The organism is Vreelandella halophila (genome assembly GCF_019903425.1).
Lineage (GTDB): Bacteria > Pseudomonadota > Gammaproteobacteria > Pseudomonadales > Oleiphilaceae > Halospina > Halospina halophila.
In genome coordinates this window covers 83418-99689 of sequence record NZ_JACHUZ010000012.1, presented here as the reverse complement: position 1 = coordinate 99689, position 16272 = coordinate 83418, and the positions used below count along the sequence as shown (strand labels likewise).

Sequence of the window (16272 nt, the reverse complement as noted above, 5' to 3'; positions counted from 1 at the left end):
CTTGGCTCCGATGGTTCCCATCTTAAATAGAAAACACTCTCAAATGCAAACGACAATTCATTAAAATGTTGAGGGACCTTCACCTGGGACACGCTCCAGTTGCATGAGCGGGTTATCCGAAGAGAGTTGAAGGCAGGAATCGGCTGCGGTAGCCCCCTGGCGTCATACCGGTTCGGGCAAGGAAAAGCCGGGAAAAGGCGCTGGTGTCTTCGTAGCCTACCGCCCGGGTGATCTCTGACAGCCGACGGTGGGGCTGTTCCAGCAGTTTTTTGGCCTTTTCCACGCGCAGTTGCTGGAGATAGCGCAGAGGGGTATCCCCGGTGGCGTTGGGGAAGCGGCGCTTGAATGTGCGCGGGGTCATGTGGAAGCGTTCGGCCAGTTCATCCATGCGGATCGACTCGGTCAGGTGGTCGGCCAGCCAGTCCTGAACGGCGCTGATGGCCTCGTCCTGGTGGTAGCGCCGGGCATGGATGCTGCCATAGGCGGCCTGGCTTTCCCGGCCCATGTCCATCACGAAGGCCCGGGCCAGGGCGCGGGCGGTATCCACGCCGCAGTAGCGCTCCACCAGGAAGAGACCGAGATCCAGCCACGCCATGCCGCCGCCGGCGCAGAAGATATTGCCATCCGCAGTGATCAGCCGGTGGGGGCGCAGGCCCACCTCTGGGTAGCGCTCGCGGAACAGGCCACTGTAGCCCCAGTGTGTGGTGGCCTCACGGCTGTCCAGCAGGCCGGCTTCCCCCAGCAGAAAGGCGCCGGTGCAGTTACTGGCCAGGTCGCGGCCTTCGGCATGCCAGCGGTGGAGCAGGGGGAGCAGCGCCCGGTTGGCATCCAGGGTCCCGTCAATATCGCCACCAATGGTTGGAATGATCACCAGGTCGGCCGGGGGCGCAGTGTCCCACCGGCTCCCGGCCATAAGGCTGACACCATTGACGCAGTGGCAGGGGCCTCCGTCAGCAGTCGCGAGCGTGACACTGAACCTTGGTTCCGGCTGTTCGTCGTGGATACGGGCCCAGGTCACACCCGCCATCCGGAACAGGTCCATGACGCCAGTGATGGCGGTGGCCAGGGCTTTCTCGAAGCCGATGATGGTGACCTGGTAGTGCTCCGGCTGGGGCATTACGGTACCCATGGTTGGCAGGATCCGCCAATATTGTGTCATTGATGACAGTAGGCGGCCATTGTCGGTTGTGGCAGTGTAGGAACAGAATGAACCAGCGGAGACCCTATCGCCATGGCCGATACCCTTCTTGACCGACGCGACTTGGCCTTCCAGCTCTACGAAGTGCTGGACACCGAATCCCTGAGTGAGCGTGAGCGTTTCGGCGACCACAGCCGCGAGACCTTCGATGCGGTGTTCGATACCGCAGAGCGGATCGCCCGGGAGCAGTTCGCGAGCCACAACAGCCTTGCGGACAAGGAAGAGCCCCGTTTTGAGGATGGCCGGGTGGTCATGCGCCCGGAGGTGAAGGCGGCGGTTGATGCCTACGCCGAGGCTGGCTTCATTGCCGGGCGCTATGACTACGAGCTGGGTGGCATGCAGCTCCCCGAGACGGTCATGACCGCCTGCAATGGCTTCTTCATGGCGGCCAACCCCAGCACCGCAGGCTACCCCTTCCTGACCACCGCCGCCGCCAACGTCATCCGCACCTTCGGCTCCACACAACAGCAAGAGTGGTTCCTGCAGCCCATGCTGGAAGGGCGCTTCACCGGCACCATGGCGCTGACCGAACCCCAGGCGGGCTCCTCGCTGGCGGATCTCCGCACCTCGGCCAAGCCCACGGATGAGGGGCACTACCTCATCAAGGGCGCCAAGATCTACATCTCCGGGGGCGAGCATGAGCTCAGCGACAACATCGTGAATCTGGTGCTCGCCCGCATCCGCGGGGCGCCTCCAGGGGTGAAGGGCATCTCGATGTTCATTGTGCCCAAGTACCGGCTGGATGCGGACGGCAATCCCGGGGAACGCAACGGCGTGGGGCTGGCCGGTCTGATCCACAAACTGGGTTACCGTGGCACCACCTCCACGGCGCTGAGTTTCGGTGACGACGCGGACTGCCATGGCTATCTGGTGGGCGAGCCCCATCAGGGTCTCAAGTACATGTTCCAGATGATGAACGAAGCGCGGGTCGGTGTGGGCTTTGGCGCGGCCGCCATCGGTTACCGGGGTTACCAGCACAGCCTGGAATACGCACGGGATCGCCGGCAGGGTCGGCCACCGTCCGAGAAGGATCCGACCACGGAACCGGTGCCGATCATCCAGCACGCGGACGTGCGGCGCATGCTTCTGGCTCAGAAGTCGTGGATGGAGGGCGCACTGGCGCTTTGCTTCTACGGCGCGCGGCTGATGGACGACAGCCATACCCACCCGGATGAGGAGCAGCGCCGACAGGCGCGGCAGATGCTGGACCTGCTCACGCCGGTGATCAAGGCCTGGCCCTCGGAATACGGGCCCAGGGCCAATGATCTTGCCATCCAGGTATACGGCGGTGCCGGCTACACCCGCGAATACCCGGTGGAGCAGTGCTGGCGCGACAACCGCCTCAATCCCATTCACGAGGGCACCAACGGCATCCAGGCCATGGACCTGCTCGGGCGCAAGGTGTGGCAGGGCAACGGCGAGGCTATCCAGCAGCTGTTCGGCGCCATCCAGGCGGACCTGCAGAAAGCGCCGGACGAGCGCTGCCGGCAATGGGCCCATTCACTGAGCGAAACCCTGCAGCAGGCCGGCAAGGTTACCCAGTCCCTGGGTCAGGCGCTGGCACAGGAGGTTCCTGAGAAGGGGCTGTCGAATGCCAGCGTCTACCTGCGTCTGTTCGGCCATATCTGCGTGGCCTGGATGTGGCTGCGTCAGGCCAACACGGCCAGCGCGGCTCTGGCCGGCGAGGTCTCGGATGCGGACAGGGCGTTCTATCAGGGCAAGCTCCAGGCCGCCCAGTACTTCTTCCACTGGGAGCTGCCGACGGTTGCCCAGGATCTGGTTCTGCTGCAGAACCAGGACGACACCTGCTATGCCATGCGCGATGAATGGTTCTGACCACGTGGGGGCGGTAGGAGCTTGCCCTGCAAGCGATCCAATCCATCGCGCGCAGGGCGCGCTCCTGCGGTGAAATAACAAGATTCAGGAAATGGGACTATGGCTCTGGTAAATGTTGAAGCAAAGGATCACATCCTGTTCATCGGCCTGAACCGGCCGGAGAAGATGAACGCCATGAACCGGCAGATGTATCATGACATCGCCGCCGCCTACGGCCGGCTCAACCGCGATCCGGAACTGCGCGTGGGCCTGGTCTACGCCGAGGGGGATCACTTCACCTCCGGCCTTGAACTGGACGACTGGGCCGGGGTGTTCGCCAACGGCGAGGGTCTGAGCCTGAATGAGGGCGAGATGGATCCCTTCGGCATCGTGGGCCCGCCAATGGACAAACCGGTGGTCTATGCCACCCAGGGGATCTGTTTCACCTGTGGCGTGGAGATGATGCTCAACACGGATATCCGGGTGGCGGCGGACAACAGCCGCTACGGCCAGCTGGAGGTGAGACGCGGGATCTTCGCCTGCGGTGGCGCCACTATCCGTCTGCAGGAAGAGATCGGTTGGGCCAATGCCCAGCGTTACCTGCTGACCGGGGATGAATGGAGTGCCGCACAGGCCCGGGAGTGGGGGCTCGTCCAGGAGCTGGTGGCACCGGGGGAGCAGTTCGATCGTGCCCGTGAAATGGCCGAAAAGGTTGCGAGGGCGGCACCTCTGGGCGTTCAGGGCAGCTTGCGTTCCTCGCGCATTGCGCGCACGGAAGGGCATGATGCCGCCAAGGCCCGACTGTTCCCGGATCTCGCTCCGGTCATGCGGAGTGAGGACGTTCAGGAAGGCATCCAGTCGTTTCTGGAACGGCGTGAAGCAGTCTTCAAGGGGGTCTGAATGGGCCCGGAGTGGTGGTTTTGCCGGTTGATCCACAGTGTGAGCGCCGATATGCTGCCAACCTTAAGCGTATGTAACGTCGCAAGAGATTGAAGACGATGGACGACTGGCAGATCGACGTGGAGAGCCAAAAGGCTCGCCACAGCAGTGGCCTGGAACTGACGTTCGAGGGGCGCCCCCGGACGAAGCATTTTTCCGGCAGCCCTTCCAGGGTACCCGAGGGGATGCAGTCCCTGGAGCTGGTGCGCCTGATCCGTGAGGGCTACCAGGCGTTTGAGGCGGCCTGGCCGGAAGAGGGTGGCCCGCATGTGGCGCAGGCCACCGGCAAGCCCCAGCAGGAAGAGGGCAGTGGCGTTAAGGTCAGCCACCGCCGTCGCCGCAAGCTCTCCCGCAGCAACTCACCAGGGTAGTTCGGACCCGTCCGAGTGCCGGAATACCCCGCTATTTTCAAGGTTGAGCTCGTCCACCCGCTGGATCAGCCGCTCTGCGGCCTCGGCGGGCGTGATGTGGCCGGTATGGCCGGTCATCGCTGTCTGTACATAGCCCGGATGCATAATGCCGACACTGATGCCTTTCGGTTGCAGATCCACTGCCAGCGATTTCGCGGCGGCATTGAGCGATGCCTTGGTCATCCGGTAACCGTAGCGCCCACCTGAGTCATTGTCCGCGATTGACCCCATCCGCGATGTCATCATGACCACCTTACCGTCTCTGGGAATCAGTTCGAGCAGTGCGGTGGTCACCTTCAGTGGCCCCAGGGTGTTTACCTCGAACTGGGTCTGGATGCGATCCCAGTCCATATCCTTCAGGTTCTCATCGGTCAGCAGGCCGGCGTTGTTGTAGAGCACATCGATGGTTTCACCCTCGAGATTGCGCCGCGCCTTGCCAAGGCTGATATCGTCCGTGACATCCACCCCCTCGATGATGTTCACACCCAGGGACTTCAACTCATCCGAGGCTGCCCGGCACAGGGCCGTTACCCGATCACCACGTTCATGCCACTGGCGGGCGAGTTCGAGTCCGATACCACGGTTGGCACCGGTAATGACCACGTGTTGGCTCATGCGTCCTCCTGTCGTGATTTAACTGGTCAGTGCAGGTCTGTCTGATAACCTGCGCCGTATCAACAGCCTATTACGAAACCATGAAGGAGGAAAATGTGTTGCAGGTTCAAAGGTCATTACTGGTCACAGGCATCGCTGTAGCCCTGGCAGCGCCGGCTGTGGCCCAGGAGTCGGATGAATGGAGTGGCTCGGTTGAGCTCGGCCTTGTGGAAACCTCCGGCAATACCGAGGAAACCACTGTTTCAGGTGAGGCGGATGTGACCCGTGACTGGAATGATTGGCGACAGAATGTCCTGCTTCAGTCCCGATATGCGGAACAGGGAGGTGAGCGCACCGCCGAACGCTATTCCGCGTCGACCCAGCTTGATTACAAGTTCAACCCCAATGATTTCGTTTTCGTCCGGGGGCGTTACTCCAACGATGATTTCAGTGGTTACCAGTTCCAGGCCTCGACCTCGGCCGGTTACGGGCGCCGCCTCTGGAGTGAAGGGGACAGCCATTTCGACCTTTCCTCGGGCCTTGGTTATCGCTACAGCAAGTTCGATGAGCGGGAGCCGGGCGAAGGGGACGAGCGCGAAGGTGCCATTGGCCGCCTTGCGGGGGATTTCCGCTATCAGCTGTCCGAGACCGCGCACTTCCGGCAGGAGGCGGAAACGGAAGTAAGCCTGGACGATGGCGAAGCCATGTCCCGCTCAGTGACCTCCCTGCAGGCGAACGTTAACAGCTCCCTGGCGCTGAAGCTGTCCTATACCGTCGAGCATGACTCGAACCCGCCCGAGGATACCGAGAGAACGGACACCATCACGGCCGTCACCCTTCTCTATGGTTTCTGACCGGGCATAAAAAAGCCCCGCATTGGCGGGGCTTTCAGCGTAATCCGGGGACCGGATTATTCGGACATCTCGTCCACGCGCTCCTGGATTTCCGGATTGGAGTTGTAGGCCACGGCAATGGCGTTGTATTCCTCAACGGTCATGCCTTCGTCCTCAATCACCTCGACCATTTCGGTCTGAGCTTTCTGCTGGAGTTCACGGGCCTTGTCCTCGGATTCAGCGGACTCAATCTGTGAGACATAGTCCTCACGGACGTCGCCGATCTTGTCCTGCAGCTCAACAAAGTTCTGGAGCTCTTCGTCGGAGAAGTCAGCGTTCTGCTGCTTTTCCGGTGCGCCCATGCCCTGGCCCTGGCTCTGCTGCTGTTGCTGCTGGCCCTGACCCTCGGCACCGCTGCCGCTACTGTAGTCTTGGGCTACCGCGGACATACCGGCGGTACTGAGTGCGAATGCGACGGCTGCAGTAAGAGTCTTCAGTTTCATGTTGATACCTCCTCAAGGTAACGGGTTGTGTGGTGCGACAACCTGAGGAAATCAACTGCTGTGCCAGAACGGTACAGGATGAACAGGTGTTAAATGAAAACGCCTCCCGGAGGAGGCGTTCATGACAGCGTGGACAGGCTCATTCGCTGGCCATTTCGTCCACACGCTCCTGGATGTCCGGGTTGGAGTTGTAGGCCACGGCAATGGCGTTGTACTCCTGAACGGACATGCCGGCATCCTCAATGGCGCTGACCATTTCGGACTGGGCTTCCTGCTGCAGCTGGCGGGCCTTGTCCTCGGATTCCGCCGCCTCGATCTGGGAGACGTACTCCTCGCGGATCTCGCCAATGCTGTCCTGGAGGTTGACGAACTGCTGCAGCTCTTCATCCGAGAAGTCCGCCGGCTGCTGGGACTGCTCCATCCCCGGATCCTGCTGGCCTTCTTCGCCGTTGCCGTAATCCTGGGCCATGGCCTGGGCGCCGGTCAGGCCGAGAGCCAGTGCAAGTGCAAGGCTGGTGATTCGAATCATTGTGGAAGTCTCCTTTGCTGGATTCGTACCGTCTCGTAGCAGGAGTTGTGCCAGGCATGATGAAAGCTTAAAAATTGCCATTTATTAATCAGTTACCGGCTGCACTGTTAAGAAAACCCCATGAGGAATAGCGCCAGAGGGTGTGACATAATGACACATGGGGCGTGCACGTGGGACATTATGCCACCCATGAGCAGGGAGTGATCGATGAAACGTCTGCATCTGCCCGGTCTCCAGTTCACGCTGATTCTCGCGGTGGTTCTGCCGTTACTGCTGGTCAGTGGCGTGGCGGTCTACTGGGGATTAGGCGTGATCCAGTCTCATGACGAGGAGCGTCTCAAGCAGGATCTGGCGCTGCTGGCACAGGCAACCCGGTATCCGCTTTCACGGGCTCTCCAGAATGGGGACTACGTCCAGGTCAACGACATCACGACCTCCATTTTCAGCGTGGGCCGTGTCTACGGGGCCTCCGTCTACGATCAGCGTGGTGACCGTGTGTCACAGGTGGGCATTGTGGACCGGGATGTGAGCGACAGCCGCAGCGCGGCGGATGCGGTGGCCCAGGGGGATGAGTTGGGCACCTATCGCGAGATTGAGGGCGAGGACGTGTTCTCCCACTTCACCCCGCTGTTCAGTGAGGATGGCCGCATCATCGGACTGTTGCAGATCACCCGGCAGCGCAGCGATTTCGATCAGCGCCTGGCGGATCTGCGCAACAACGCCTGGTGGATCTGGTCGCTGACCGCTGGCGCCATACTGCTGGTGGCGATCGGGGGGCACTATGGCGGCGTGGGTCGCCATGTGGGCCGACTCTCAAGCGTCATGGCCCGGGTCCAGAGCGGCGACCGGCGCATCCGGGCCCCGCTCCGGGGGCCCCGGGAAACGCGCCAGCTGGCGGCGGCACTCAATGAGATGCTCAACAGCATCGAGGCGGCGGAACGGGAGATCATTGACCAGAAAGCGCGGGAGACGCGGCTGAACCAGCGCCTGCAGCACCAGGAGAAGATGGCCATGATCGGTCGGGTGGCTGGCGGTGTCGCCCATGAACTCGGTGCGCCGCTGAGCGTCATCGACGGCCGTGCCCGGATGCTGGAGCGTCGTACCGGGGATGAGCGCAGCCAGCGCAACCTCGGCGACATACGCCACCAGGTCCAGCGCATGACTCGGATCGTGCAGCAGCTTCTGGATTGCTTCCGGCACTCCCCCCACGCCGCCGAGGGCCGCTTCACCACCACGGAACTGGTGAATGGCGTCCTGGATGCCCATGGTGATGCCCCTGAAGGCGTCACCCTGGAGATCGATAACTGGGATCCGGAAGCAGTGATCAATGGTGACCGGACACGCTGTGAGCTGGCGGTCTCCAATCTGCTGCGCAATGCCTTTCTGGCGGCCGGCTCGCGGGTCATGCTCAGCGTCCGAAGGGGACCCCAGGCCATTGCTGTCACCGTAGAGGATGATGGCCCCGGCATCCCGCCCGGTGACCGCGAGTCTGTGCTTGAGCCCTTCCACACCACCCGTGCGGCCGGGGAAGGCACCGGCCTGGGGCTTGCGGTGGTGCGCAGTGTCATGCAGGAGCACGCGGGGGCCATCATCATCGGAGCGAGCCGCTGGAATGGCTGTGCCGTGGTGCTGCAGTGGCCGGCGGGCAGGGAATCTGAAGGAGGTGAAACCCCATGAGTGTACGTATCCTGGTGATCGAGGACGATTCGAGCCTGCTGGATCTGCTGCGGGAAGAGCTCGAGGTGGAAGGCTACGAGGTGGTCACCGCGCAGCGCGCCGATGAGGGCATCCGGCTCTGTCATGATGGGATACCAGACCTGGTGGTCTCGGATCTGCGTCTGCCGGACAGCGATGGCATGGCCGTACTGCGCGAGACCCAGACTCTTTCGCAGCCCCCCCTTTTCGTGCTGATCACCGCCTTCGGGACCGTGGACCAGGCAGTGGATGCCCTCAAGGCCGGTGCGGATGAGTTCCTGACCAAGCCCCTGTCCATGGATCACTTGCTCCTGATGATCCGGCGCCTGCTGGAGCAGCGGGCGCTGCGGCGCGAGGTCGATGCCTACCGCAGCAGCGGGGATGTTGCCGGCTTTCATGGGATCATTGGGGGCAGCGCCCCCATGCATCGCCTGTACGATCAGATCCGGCAGGTGGCAACCGGGGCCATGCCGGTCCTGGTGCTGGGGGAAAGTGGTGTGGGCAAGGAGCTCGTGGCCCGGGCCATTCACGCGGAGAGTCCGCGGGCGGAGCAGCCCTTTGTGGCGGTCAACTGTGCCGGTATTCCTGCGGATCTCATGGAAAGTGAATTCTTCGGCCATGCCAGGGGCGCCTTCACCGGTGCGGACCGGGCGCGGACAGGCCTGTTCGGGCAGGCGGACGGCGGCACGCTCCTGCTGGATGAGATCGCGGAAATGCCACTGGCGCTGCAGGCCAAGCTGCTGCGCGCGCTGCAGGAGGGCACCATCCGCCCCGTGGGCTCGGATACGGAACAGAGTGTGGATGTACGGGTGATCGCCGCCACCCATCAGAATCTGCAGGCGCGCGTGGCCAGCGGTGACTTCCGCGAGGATCTCTACTACCGGCTGGAAGCGCTGGCACTGGATGTGCCACCGCTGCGTGAGCGCTCTGATGACATCGAGCGGCTGGCCATGTTCTTCCTGGAGGCCTCACTGCGGCGTAGCGAGCGCGGGGATCTGAGATTTGATGACGCCGCCCTGGCCTGTCTGCGCGCCTACGACTACCCCGGCAACATCCGTGAGCTGGCCAACGTCGTTGAACGGGCGGTGACCTTCTGCAATGGCGAGCGTATCCTGCCGGAGCATCTGCCACCACGGGTGCGGGAGGCCAGCGGTGCCGCCCAGTCACCTCCGGAGCCGGCGGGCGGCGCGGACGGGGATGGACTCCTCGCACTGGGAGAGCCGTTGCCAACCCTGGAGACACTCCAGGAGCGATATGTGGAACATGTCCTGGCGCAGGTGGAGGGCAACAAACGCCAGGCCGCGCGCATTCTGGGCGTCAACCGCCGTACGCTCTACCGCTGGCTGTCGGAGGACGACGAGGATTCCGCGTAGCCCGGCAGTCGGTCCATCTCATCCCAGGGCTCCCCGTGTGTGCGCTCCCGGCAGGCCACCCGCCGGTGCAGCGCGGCCCGGGCCATCATGTGGGCGCTGACCGGGGCCGTGGCGAACAGGAAGACCGTGATCAGGATCTCCTGCACGCTCAGGCCCTCGTGGCCCACGCCGAACCAGATCATGGAACCCAGCAGGGTTGCCCCCACGCCCAGGGTGCTGGCCTTGGTGGGGCCGTGCAGGCGCATGTAGAAATCCGGCATGCGCGCCAGCCCGATGGAGCCCAGCAGGGCCACCAGCGCGCCGCCGAGCAGCAGCAGCGCGATCAGTGCGTCCAGCCAGAAGGGCAGTGCCATGCTTCCGTCCATCATTCGATCACATCCCCGCGCACCAGGTATTTGGTCATGGCGACCGTACCCACAAAGCCCATAAGCGCGATCAGCAGCGCCGCCTCGAAGATCAGCGACGAGTCCATGTAGATGCCACCGAGCACGATCACGGCAATGGCATTGACGTTGAGGGTATCCAGGCCGAGGATCCGGTCAATGATGTCCGGCCCGCGCAGCAGCCGGTACAGGTTCAGCAGCAGGCTCAGGCTGAACAGCGCAAGGGCGATGGGCAGTACGGTGGCGGTCATTCCAGGATCTCCCTGAGCGGTGTCTCGTAGCGCTCGCGGATCTGCTCTATGAGCTCATCCTCATCGTCCAGGTGCAGGACATGCACAAGCAGGTAAGCCCGGTCCGGGCTCAGGCCCGCGGAGACCGTGCCCGGCGTCAGCGAGATGCTGCTGGCCAGCACGGTGATGGCGAACTCGTTGGTGAGCGACAGGGGATAGCGCACGAATCCCGGCATCAGCGTTTCGGGATCGCGCAGGATCAGTCGCGCCACGGTCAGGTTCGAACGCAGTATGTCCACCAGCAGCCGCAGCATGTACAGCAGCAGGCGGACCGGGTTGTGCAGGTGCGAGCGTTCCGGCCAGAACTGCTGGGTTGAGAAGGGAATCAGCCAGCCCAGCGCCGCCCCGAGCAGCACATGCCCCGGGCTGACGGAATTGACCAGAAGAAGCCAGAGCACCAGCAGGAACAGCGAAAAGTGGGGCCTGGGCCACCAGTGGGTCAGCTGTGGCATCAGTGGCATGTCAGTGCCCTCCCTTCAGGTTGAGCCCGGCCTCATGGACCGCCCCTACGTAGTCACCGGGTGTCATCAGCTGTGCCGCTACAGAACGGGTGTAGTCCATCAGTGGCGCCGCGCCGAGGCTCAGTACCAGCCCTGCACCCACCAGAACGATCACACAGGCGAGCCGAACGCGGTCGGCCCTAATATCATGCTCCCGCTTCGGTGACTGGCGCCAGAAGAACTTGCTGCCCGCCCGGCTCAGGGCAATCAGCATCAGGAAGCCCGCCCCCAGAAGCAGTGGCCAGAAAACGCCCGCGGCCCCCTCCCCGAGGCTGGCCTGGAGCATCCAGGCCTTGCTGACAAAACCGCTGAACGGCGGAAGTCCGGCCAGGGCCACCGCGCCAAAGAAGAACAGGATGCCCAGGGTGCGCCTGTCCTTCATGGCGGCGGTGACTACCATGTAGTCTCCAGCCGCACCCCGCTGGCGGGCAATCAGGTCCGCGAACAGGAAGAACCCCCCGGTCAGCAGCGTGGTGCTGACCAGATAGAAGAGGCCGGCGGCGAGGGCCTCGGTACTGCCCAGGGCAATGATCGCCATCAGGGTGCCGGTGGAGACGATGACCATATAGGCGGTCATGTTGCTCAGGCTGGTGGCGCCCAGAACCCCAATGCCGCCCAGCGCCAGGGTGGCCAGAGCCAGGGGCCATAGCCACTGCCAGGCCGTCAGGGCTGCGAGCGGCTGATCCAGGGCGAATACCAGGGGGAAGACACGGATCATGGCGTACAGGCCGACCTTGGTCATGACCGCAAACAGGGCCGCTACCGGCGCGGCGGCCGCAGTATAGGCGCGTGGCAGCCAGAACAGCAGCGGCAGCAGTGCCGCCTTGACCCCGAAGACCACCAGCAGCACCAGCGAGGTGGCCTGCAACAGGGGCTGGTCTGCGGCCGGGGCGGTGCTGATGCGCACGGCCAGGTCCGCCATGTTAAGTGTGCCCGTGAGCCCGTAGAGCATACCCAGAGCCAGCAGGAAGAGCGCCGAGCCGATCAGGTTGATGATCACGTAGTGGAGCCCGGCACGGCTGCGGGCGGTGCCGCCACCGTGCAGCAGCAGGGCGTAGGAGGCGATCAGCAGCACCTCGAAGAAGACGAAGAGGTTGAAGATGTCGCCGGTCAGGAAGGCGCCGTTGAGCCCCATGAGCTGGAACTGGAAGAGGGCGTGGAAATGGGCGCCGGCATCGTCATCACCCCGGCAGGCGTAGATGAGCGCCGGCACGGCCAGGGTGGCGGTCAGCACCAGCATCAGTACGCTCAGCCGGTCCGGAACCAGCACAATCCCGAAAGGTGGCGCCCAGCCACCGAGGGCATAGACCAGCCGTCCGTGCTCCAGGACCATGCTCCCCAGCCAGAGCACCAGGCCGAGACCGGCCACAGTGGCGCCCAGGCTGATGAAGCGCTGGGCGTTCAGGCCCAGGCGCGGCAGGGTGACCAGCAGTGCTCCGGTGATCAGGGGCAGCAGTATGGGCAGGACCGGCAGGTGATTCATGGGCGCCAGTCCTCCTCGGGATCCACACCGTCAACGTGGTCATTGCGCAGCTCCACCGCGGCGCGCAGGGCAAGCACCACCACGAAAGCCGTCATGGCGAAACTGATCACGATGGCTGTCAGAACCAGTGCCTGGGGCAGTGGGTCCGTTGGGTCCGCGGACTCACCGATGACCGCCGGGGCCGCCAGTGCCAGCCGGCCACTGGCGAACAGGAAGAGGTTGACGCCATGGGACAGAAGGGTCAGTCCCATGATGACCGGGAAGGTGCGACCGCGCAGCACCAGGTAGATGCCACAGGCGGTGAGCACGCCGACAGCAATGGCGTAGAGTGCTTCCATCTATCCGATCTCCTTGCCGGGGCCGTGCACGGTCATGAGTTTGCCCAGGTTGGCGAGGATCAGCAGTGTGGCCCCGACCACGGTGGTGAAGACGCCCAGGTCGAACAGCAGCGCGGTGGCCAGCTCCAGATGACCCAGCAGGGGCAGTTTGTAATGCCCGAACCAGGAGCTGAGGAACGCTTCGCCGAACACCAGGCTGCCCAGCCCGGTGCCGCAGGCAAGCAGCAGCCCCAGCCCGATCAGGGGCCGGAAGGGTGTGAGCATGCGTTCATGGGCCCAGGCAAGACTGCCGGCCATGTACTGCAGTGAGAGCGCAACCGCCGTGATCAGTCCGGCGATGAAACCGCCACCAGGCATGTTGTGCCCACGCAGGAAGATGTAGGCCGAGACCATCAGCGCTATGGGCAGTATCGGCCGCGCCATGGTGCGCAGGATCAGCGGATGGGGATTCGAGGCCCAGTACTGGTCCCGCTCCTGTGGGATGCGGTCCTTGAGCTGGAGGTTGCGGGTCAGGGCGAAGACCGCCACGGCCGCGATCCCCAGCACTGTGATCTCACCCAGGGTATCGAAGCCGCGGAAGTCCACCAGAATCACGTTGACCACGTTGCTGCCGCCGCCGCCCGGCTTGCTCTGGCTGAGGAAGAAGTCCGCGATGGTGCTGTGGGGGCGGGTCATGATCGCGAAGGACACCAGGCCGACCCCAAGCCCACCCAGAGCCGCAATGCCCAGGTCACGCCCCTTGCGGAAGCCGCTGGATTCACGGGGCGTGGCCTGGGGCAGGAAGGACAGGGCCAGCATCATGATGATCACCGCCATGACCTCTACCGAGAGCTGGGTCAACGCCAGGTCCGGCGCGGAGAAACGGGCAAAGGTGAGCGTGACAAAGAGCCCCGCGCTGCCGAGCAGCAGCAGGGCGAACAGGCGCTGATGGTGGCCGAGCACCACCCCTACAGCAGTAGCCATCAGAAGCACCAGACCCATGCCGGTCAGGGGATCCACGGGGGTCAGGGCCTCGCCGCCGTGCCACTGGATGCCGGAAAGCAGTACCGGGCCGGCGAGCGCGATGGTCGAAAGGATGATCAGGGCGATATAACGCTGGACCGAGCCGTTCTCCAGTGCGTGCACCAGCCGTTCCGCGTTGCCTCCGGCGCGGGTCATCAGCCATTCAAAGATCTCGCGGGCATCCGCCGGGGGCAACTGGTCATAGAGTCGGAACAGCGGTTCCCGTGCCATGTAGAGGAGCAGGCCGCCAAGCATGGCCGCCAGGCTCATGAAGAAGGCGGTGCCGATGTGGTGCAGCTGGTGCATGTCGTAGTCGGGCAGGGCGCTGCCTGCCGCCGCGGAGGCGACGGGGCCGATGAGACCATGGACCACTGATTCGGCGTGCCAGCTCACCAGCACCACTGCCAGCGCCAGCACGGCAGCCGGGACCTGGATGCCCACGCCGGGGTTTTTCGGGGGCCAGACCGGCAGATCCTGCGGTTGGCCGTTGAAGAACACGTTGTGGAAGATGCGGAAGGAATAGGCGGCGGAGAACAGGCCGGCAATGGCGGCCAGTGCCGGTGTGAGCCATTGCAGGGGCGGCATCACGGATGCGTTCATGCTCTCGATGAAGAACATCTTCTTGCTCAGGTAACCGGCCAGCAGAGGCAGCCCGGCCATGGAGGCGGCGGCCACGGCGCTGATCACCGTCAGGGCCGGAAGTGTGCGCCACAGGCCGTTGATGCGGCGCATGTCCCGGGTGCCGGTTGCCTTCTGGACGGCGCCAGCCATCATAAACAGTGGTGCCTTGAACAGGGCATGATTGAGCAGGTGGAAGAGCGCGGCCACCATTGCCATGCGTGTGCTCAGCCCCACCAGGAGGGTGATCAGCCCGAGATGGCTGACGGTGGAGTAGGCCAGGAGCTCCTTGGTGTCATGCTTGAACATGGCGATGAAGGCGCCGGTCAGCAGTGTGGCCATGCCCGCGGTTGAGATGCTGTAGAGCCAGGCTTCCGTGTCGCCCAGTGCGGGATTGAGTCGGGCCAGCAGGAAGATGCCGGCCTTCACCATGGTGGCCGAATGCAGGTAGGCGGACACTGGTGTGGGCGCCGTCATGGCATTCGGCAGCCAGAGATGGAATGGGAACTGGGCGGACTTGGTCATGGCGCCGATCAGCACCAGGCCCAGCATCCAGGGATAGAGCGGGTCCGACGTCAGTGCCGCTTCCGGTGCCAGGATGTCACTGAGCCGGAAACTGCCCGCGCTGTTACCGATCAGCAGTACCCCCGCCAACAGGGCCAGGCCGCCCCCGCCCGTGATCACCAGGGTCATGCGCGCGCCGCGGCGGGCCGGGCGTTCGTCCTGGTGGAAGCCGATGAGCACAAAGGAGACCAGGCTGGTCATCTCCCAGAAGACCAGCATGAACAGCAGGTTCTCGGAGGTCACGATACCGAGCATGGCGCCCATGAAGGCCAGCATCAGCGAATGGAAGCGTACCGCTCCGTGCTTGCCGGCGAAATAGAAATGGGCATAGAGCGTGATCAGCAGGCCCATGCCGGCGATGATGAGCGCGAAGAAGAGCCCCAGCGCATCCAGCCGGAAGGCCGGCGAGAGGCCGATCCCGGGCAGCCAGGGGTAGTGTTCGATGAGGATGGACCCGCCAAGGACGCCCATGGCCTGGCTCAGCAGCATGCTGACCACGGTGATACCAATGGTTCCGGCAATGAGGGCAGGCAGGATCGCTGTCGAGCGCCGCGAGACCAGCGGCGTAAGCAGTGCCCCGACAAGGGGCAGTGTGACGATCGACAGCAGCATCATGAACGCAGGTATCCTTCGGTTCCGACGCCGCGAAGGGTAATGGACGGAGGCTGGATTGTCAGCTACCCGAAGGAGGTATAGGCTGCTTCCGTTATGAGTGAGATTCCTGCCCGAGAACCTGAGAATGAACGTGCGACATTGGCACGGCTGGAGCGATTTGCCCGGCTGACCGACTCCCGTTTCCGGGTTCCCTTCACTGGCATCCGTTTCGGTATCGGTCCCCTGATTGGCCTGATTCCGGGCATCGGTGACTTCGCCGGGCTGGTGCTGTCCCTGTACCTGATCCAGCAGGCGCGCCAGATCGGGGCGCCACGCTCTCTCCAGCTGCGCATGCTGGGCAATGGCCTGGTGGATGCCATTGGAGGAACCCTGCCGGTTGCCGGCGATGTGTTTGATGTGTTTTACCGTGCCAATAACCGCAATGTGACACTGCTGCGCGAGCACCTTGAGGCGCGGGTCGCCGAGCCCGAACCGGGACGGTGGCCGCATCCCGGGTGGCTGCTGGTGATTACGTCGGTGCTTCTGGTACTGGTGTGGCTGATTGCCGCCTGAAACCTAAAATGCTTGCATCCTGTGCCAATGGGGGGAAA

17 protein-coding genes are annotated in these 16272 nt (G+C 63.6%); 7 read left to right on the top strand and 10 right to left on the bottom strand.

Annotation, left to right across the window (positions count from 1 at the left end):
- Window positions 1–112: 112 nt before the first annotated feature.
- Window positions 113–1129 carry a GlxA family transcriptional regulator gene (locus H4I92_RS02985; RefSeq protein ID WP_245800842.1) on the bottom strand — a complete coding sequence of 339 codons (1017 nt, stop codon included), beginning with the start codon at window positions 1127–1129 and terminating at the stop codon, window positions 113–115.
- Window positions 1130–1231: 102 nt separating this feature from the next.
- Between H4I92_RS02985 and H4I92_RS02980 the strand changes: the two genes are divergently transcribed.
- The 3 genes from H4I92_RS02980 (at window position 1232) to H4I92_RS02970 (ending at window position 4323) form a co-directional block, all read left to right on the top strand.
- Entirely contained in the window at window positions 1232–3034 is a 1803-nt protein-coding gene (locus tag H4I92_RS02980) for an acyl-CoA dehydrogenase (protein ID WP_077529174.1), read from the top strand.
- Window positions 3035–3133: 99 nt separating this feature from the next.
- On the top strand, window positions 3134–3913 hold the full coding sequence (locus tag H4I92_RS02975) for a crotonase/enoyl-CoA hydratase family protein (RefSeq protein WP_077529173.1): 780 nt from the start codon (window positions 3134–3136) through the stop codon (window positions 3911–3913).
- Window positions 3914–4011: 98 nt separating this feature from the next.
- Window positions 4012–4323 (top strand): hypothetical protein, encoded by a 312-nt coding sequence (locus H4I92_RS02970; protein ID WP_077529172.1) that lies wholly within the window; start codon window positions 4012–4014, stop codon window positions 4321–4323.
- Here H4I92_RS02970 and H4I92_RS02965 read toward each other — a convergent pair.
- On the bottom strand, window positions 4312–4977 hold the full coding sequence (locus tag H4I92_RS02965; protein WP_077529171.1) for an SDR family oxidoreductase: 666 nt from the start codon (window positions 4975–4977) through the stop codon (window positions 4312–4314). The genes H4I92_RS02970 and H4I92_RS02965 overlap by 12 nt on opposite strands.
- Before the next feature lie 95 nt (window positions 4978–5072).
- Between H4I92_RS02965 and H4I92_RS02960 the strand changes: the two genes are divergently transcribed.
- Window positions 5073–5810, top strand: a complete 738-nt coding sequence (locus tag H4I92_RS02960; RefSeq protein WP_179105613.1) for a DUF481 domain-containing protein — start codon at window positions 5073–5075, stop codon at window positions 5808–5810.
- A gap of 56 nt (window positions 5811–5866) precedes the next feature.
- Here H4I92_RS02960 and H4I92_RS02955 read toward each other — a convergent pair whose 3' ends face one another.
- Window positions 5867–6292 carry a DUF4168 domain-containing protein gene (locus H4I92_RS02955; RefSeq protein ID WP_077529169.1) on the bottom strand — a complete coding sequence of 142 codons (426 nt, stop codon included), beginning with the start codon at window positions 6290–6292 and terminating at the stop codon, window positions 5867–5869.
- A gap of 139 nt (window positions 6293–6431) precedes the next feature.
- Window positions 6432–6821: a DUF4168 domain-containing protein gene (locus H4I92_RS02950; RefSeq protein ID WP_179105612.1), complete on the bottom strand. Its 390-nt coding sequence runs from the start codon at window positions 6819–6821 to the stop codon at window positions 6432–6434.
- 207 nt (window positions 6822–7028) lie between these two features.
- Between H4I92_RS02950 and H4I92_RS02945 the strand changes: the two genes are divergently transcribed.
- Together H4I92_RS02945 and H4I92_RS02940 are read left to right on the top strand one after the other, a co-directional pair.
- On the top strand, window positions 7029–8498 hold the full coding sequence (locus tag H4I92_RS02945; RefSeq protein WP_077529167.1) for a sensor histidine kinase: 1470 nt from the start codon (window positions 7029–7031) through the stop codon (window positions 8496–8498).
- A complete protein-coding gene (locus H4I92_RS02940) occupies window positions 8495–9889 on the top strand; it encodes a sigma-54-dependent transcriptional regulator (protein ID WP_077529166.1) in 1395 nt (464 codons plus the stop codon). Before H4I92_RS02945 ends, H4I92_RS02940 begins: the two co-directional genes overlap by 4 nt.
- On the opposite strand, the gene H4I92_RS02935 is transcribed toward H4I92_RS02940, so the two are convergent.
- The 6 genes from H4I92_RS02935 to H4I92_RS02910 are packed head-to-tail and all read right to left on the bottom strand — an operon-like array spanning window position 9850 to window position 15682.
- The gene (locus tag H4I92_RS02935) at window positions 9850–10257 is read right to left on the bottom strand and encodes a Na+/H+ antiporter subunit G (protein WP_218668124.1); all 408 of its coding nucleotides are present in this window, start codon (window positions 10255–10257) and stop codon (window positions 9850–9852) included. The two genes, H4I92_RS02940 and H4I92_RS02935, sit on opposite strands and share 40 nt — an antisense overlap.
- Window positions 10254–10523 carry a K+/H+ antiporter subunit F gene (locus H4I92_RS02930; RefSeq protein ID WP_077529165.1) on the bottom strand — a complete coding sequence of 90 codons (270 nt, stop codon included), beginning with the start codon at window positions 10521–10523 and terminating at the stop codon, window positions 10254–10256. The genes H4I92_RS02935 and H4I92_RS02930 overlap by 4 nt, the downstream gene beginning before the upstream one ends.
- Window positions 10520–11023, bottom strand: coding sequence for a Na+/H+ antiporter subunit E (locus H4I92_RS02925; protein ID WP_245800841.1), 504 nt, complete (start codon window positions 11021–11023; stop codon window positions 10520–10522). Before H4I92_RS02925 ends, H4I92_RS02930 begins: the two co-directional genes overlap by 4 nt.
- Window position 11024: 1 nt before the next feature.
- Window positions 11025–12545, bottom strand: coding sequence for a monovalent cation/H+ antiporter subunit D (locus H4I92_RS02920; protein ID WP_077529164.1), 1521 nt, complete (start codon window positions 12543–12545; stop codon window positions 11025–11027).
- Window positions 12542–12883: a Na+/H+ antiporter subunit C gene (locus H4I92_RS02915; protein ID WP_077529163.1), complete on the bottom strand. Its 342-nt coding sequence runs from the start codon at window positions 12881–12883 to the stop codon at window positions 12542–12544. Before H4I92_RS02915 ends, H4I92_RS02920 begins: the two co-directional genes overlap by 4 nt.
- Entirely contained in the window at window positions 12884–15682 is a 2799-nt protein-coding gene (locus H4I92_RS02910; RefSeq protein ID WP_077529162.1) for a monovalent cation/H+ antiporter subunit A, read from the bottom strand. It lies immediately after the preceding gene.
- Window positions 15683–15775: 93 nt separating this feature from the next.
- On the opposite strand from H4I92_RS02910, the gene H4I92_RS02905 reads away from it, so the two are divergent.
- A complete protein-coding gene (locus tag H4I92_RS02905) occupies window positions 15776–16234 on the top strand; it encodes a DUF4112 domain-containing protein (protein ID WP_077529161.1) in 459 nt (152 codons plus the stop codon).
- Window positions 16235–16272: the final 38 nt, after the last annotated feature.

Coding starts and splice junctions, on each gene's coding strand:
- H4I92_RS02985 (WP_245800842.1), bottom strand. CDS start 1,129: ATGGGTACCGTAATGCCCCAGCCGGAGCACTACCAGGTCACCATCATC.
- H4I92_RS02980 (WP_077529174.1), top strand. CDS start 1,232: ATGGCCGATACCCTTCTTGACCGACGCGACTTGGCCTTCCAGCTCTAC.
- H4I92_RS02975 (WP_077529173.1), top strand. CDS start 3,134: ATGGCTCTGGTAAATGTTGAAGCAAAGGATCACATCCTGTTCATCGGC.
- H4I92_RS02970 (WP_077529172.1), top strand. CDS start 4,012: ATGGACGACTGGCAGATCGACGTGGAGAGCCAAAAGGCTCGCCACAGC.
- H4I92_RS02965 (WP_077529171.1), bottom strand. CDS start 4,977: ATGAGCCAACACGTGGTCATTACCGGTGCCAACCGTGGTATCGGACTC.
- H4I92_RS02955 (WP_077529169.1), bottom strand. CDS start 6,292: ATGAAACTGAAGACTCTTACTGCAGCCGTCGCATTCGCACTCAGTACC.
- H4I92_RS02950 (WP_179105612.1), bottom strand. CDS start 6,821: ATGATTCGAATCACCAGCCTTGCACTTGCACTGGCTCTCGGCCTGACC.
- H4I92_RS02945 (WP_077529167.1), top strand. CDS start 7,029: ATGAAACGTCTGCATCTGCCCGGTCTCCAGTTCACGCTGATTCTCGCG.
- H4I92_RS02940 (WP_077529166.1), top strand. CDS start 8,495: ATGAGTGTACGTATCCTGGTGATCGAGGACGATTCGAGCCTGCTGGAT.
- H4I92_RS02935 (WP_218668124.1), bottom strand. CDS start 10,257: ATGATGGACGGAAGCATGGCACTGCCCTTCTGGCTGGACGCACTGATC.
- H4I92_RS02930 (WP_077529165.1), bottom strand. CDS start 10,523: ATGACCGCCACCGTACTGCCCATCGCCCTTGCGCTGTTCAGCCTGAGC.
- H4I92_RS02925 (WP_245800841.1), bottom strand. CDS start 11,023: ATGCCACTGATGCCACAGCTGACCCACTGGTGGCCCAGGCCCCACTTT.
- H4I92_RS02920 (WP_077529164.1), bottom strand. CDS start 12,545: ATGAATCACCTGCCGGTCCTGCCCATACTGCTGCCCCTGATCACCGGA.
- H4I92_RS02915 (WP_077529163.1), bottom strand. CDS start 12,883: ATGGAAGCACTCTACGCCATTGCTGTCGGCGTGCTCACCGCCTGTGGC.
- H4I92_RS02910 (WP_077529162.1), bottom strand. CDS start 15,682: ATGATGCTGCTGTCGATCGTCACACTGCCCCTTGTCGGGGCACTGCTT.
- H4I92_RS02905 (WP_077529161.1), top strand. CDS start 15,776: ATGAGTGAGATTCCTGCCCGAGAACCTGAGAATGAACGTGCGACATTG.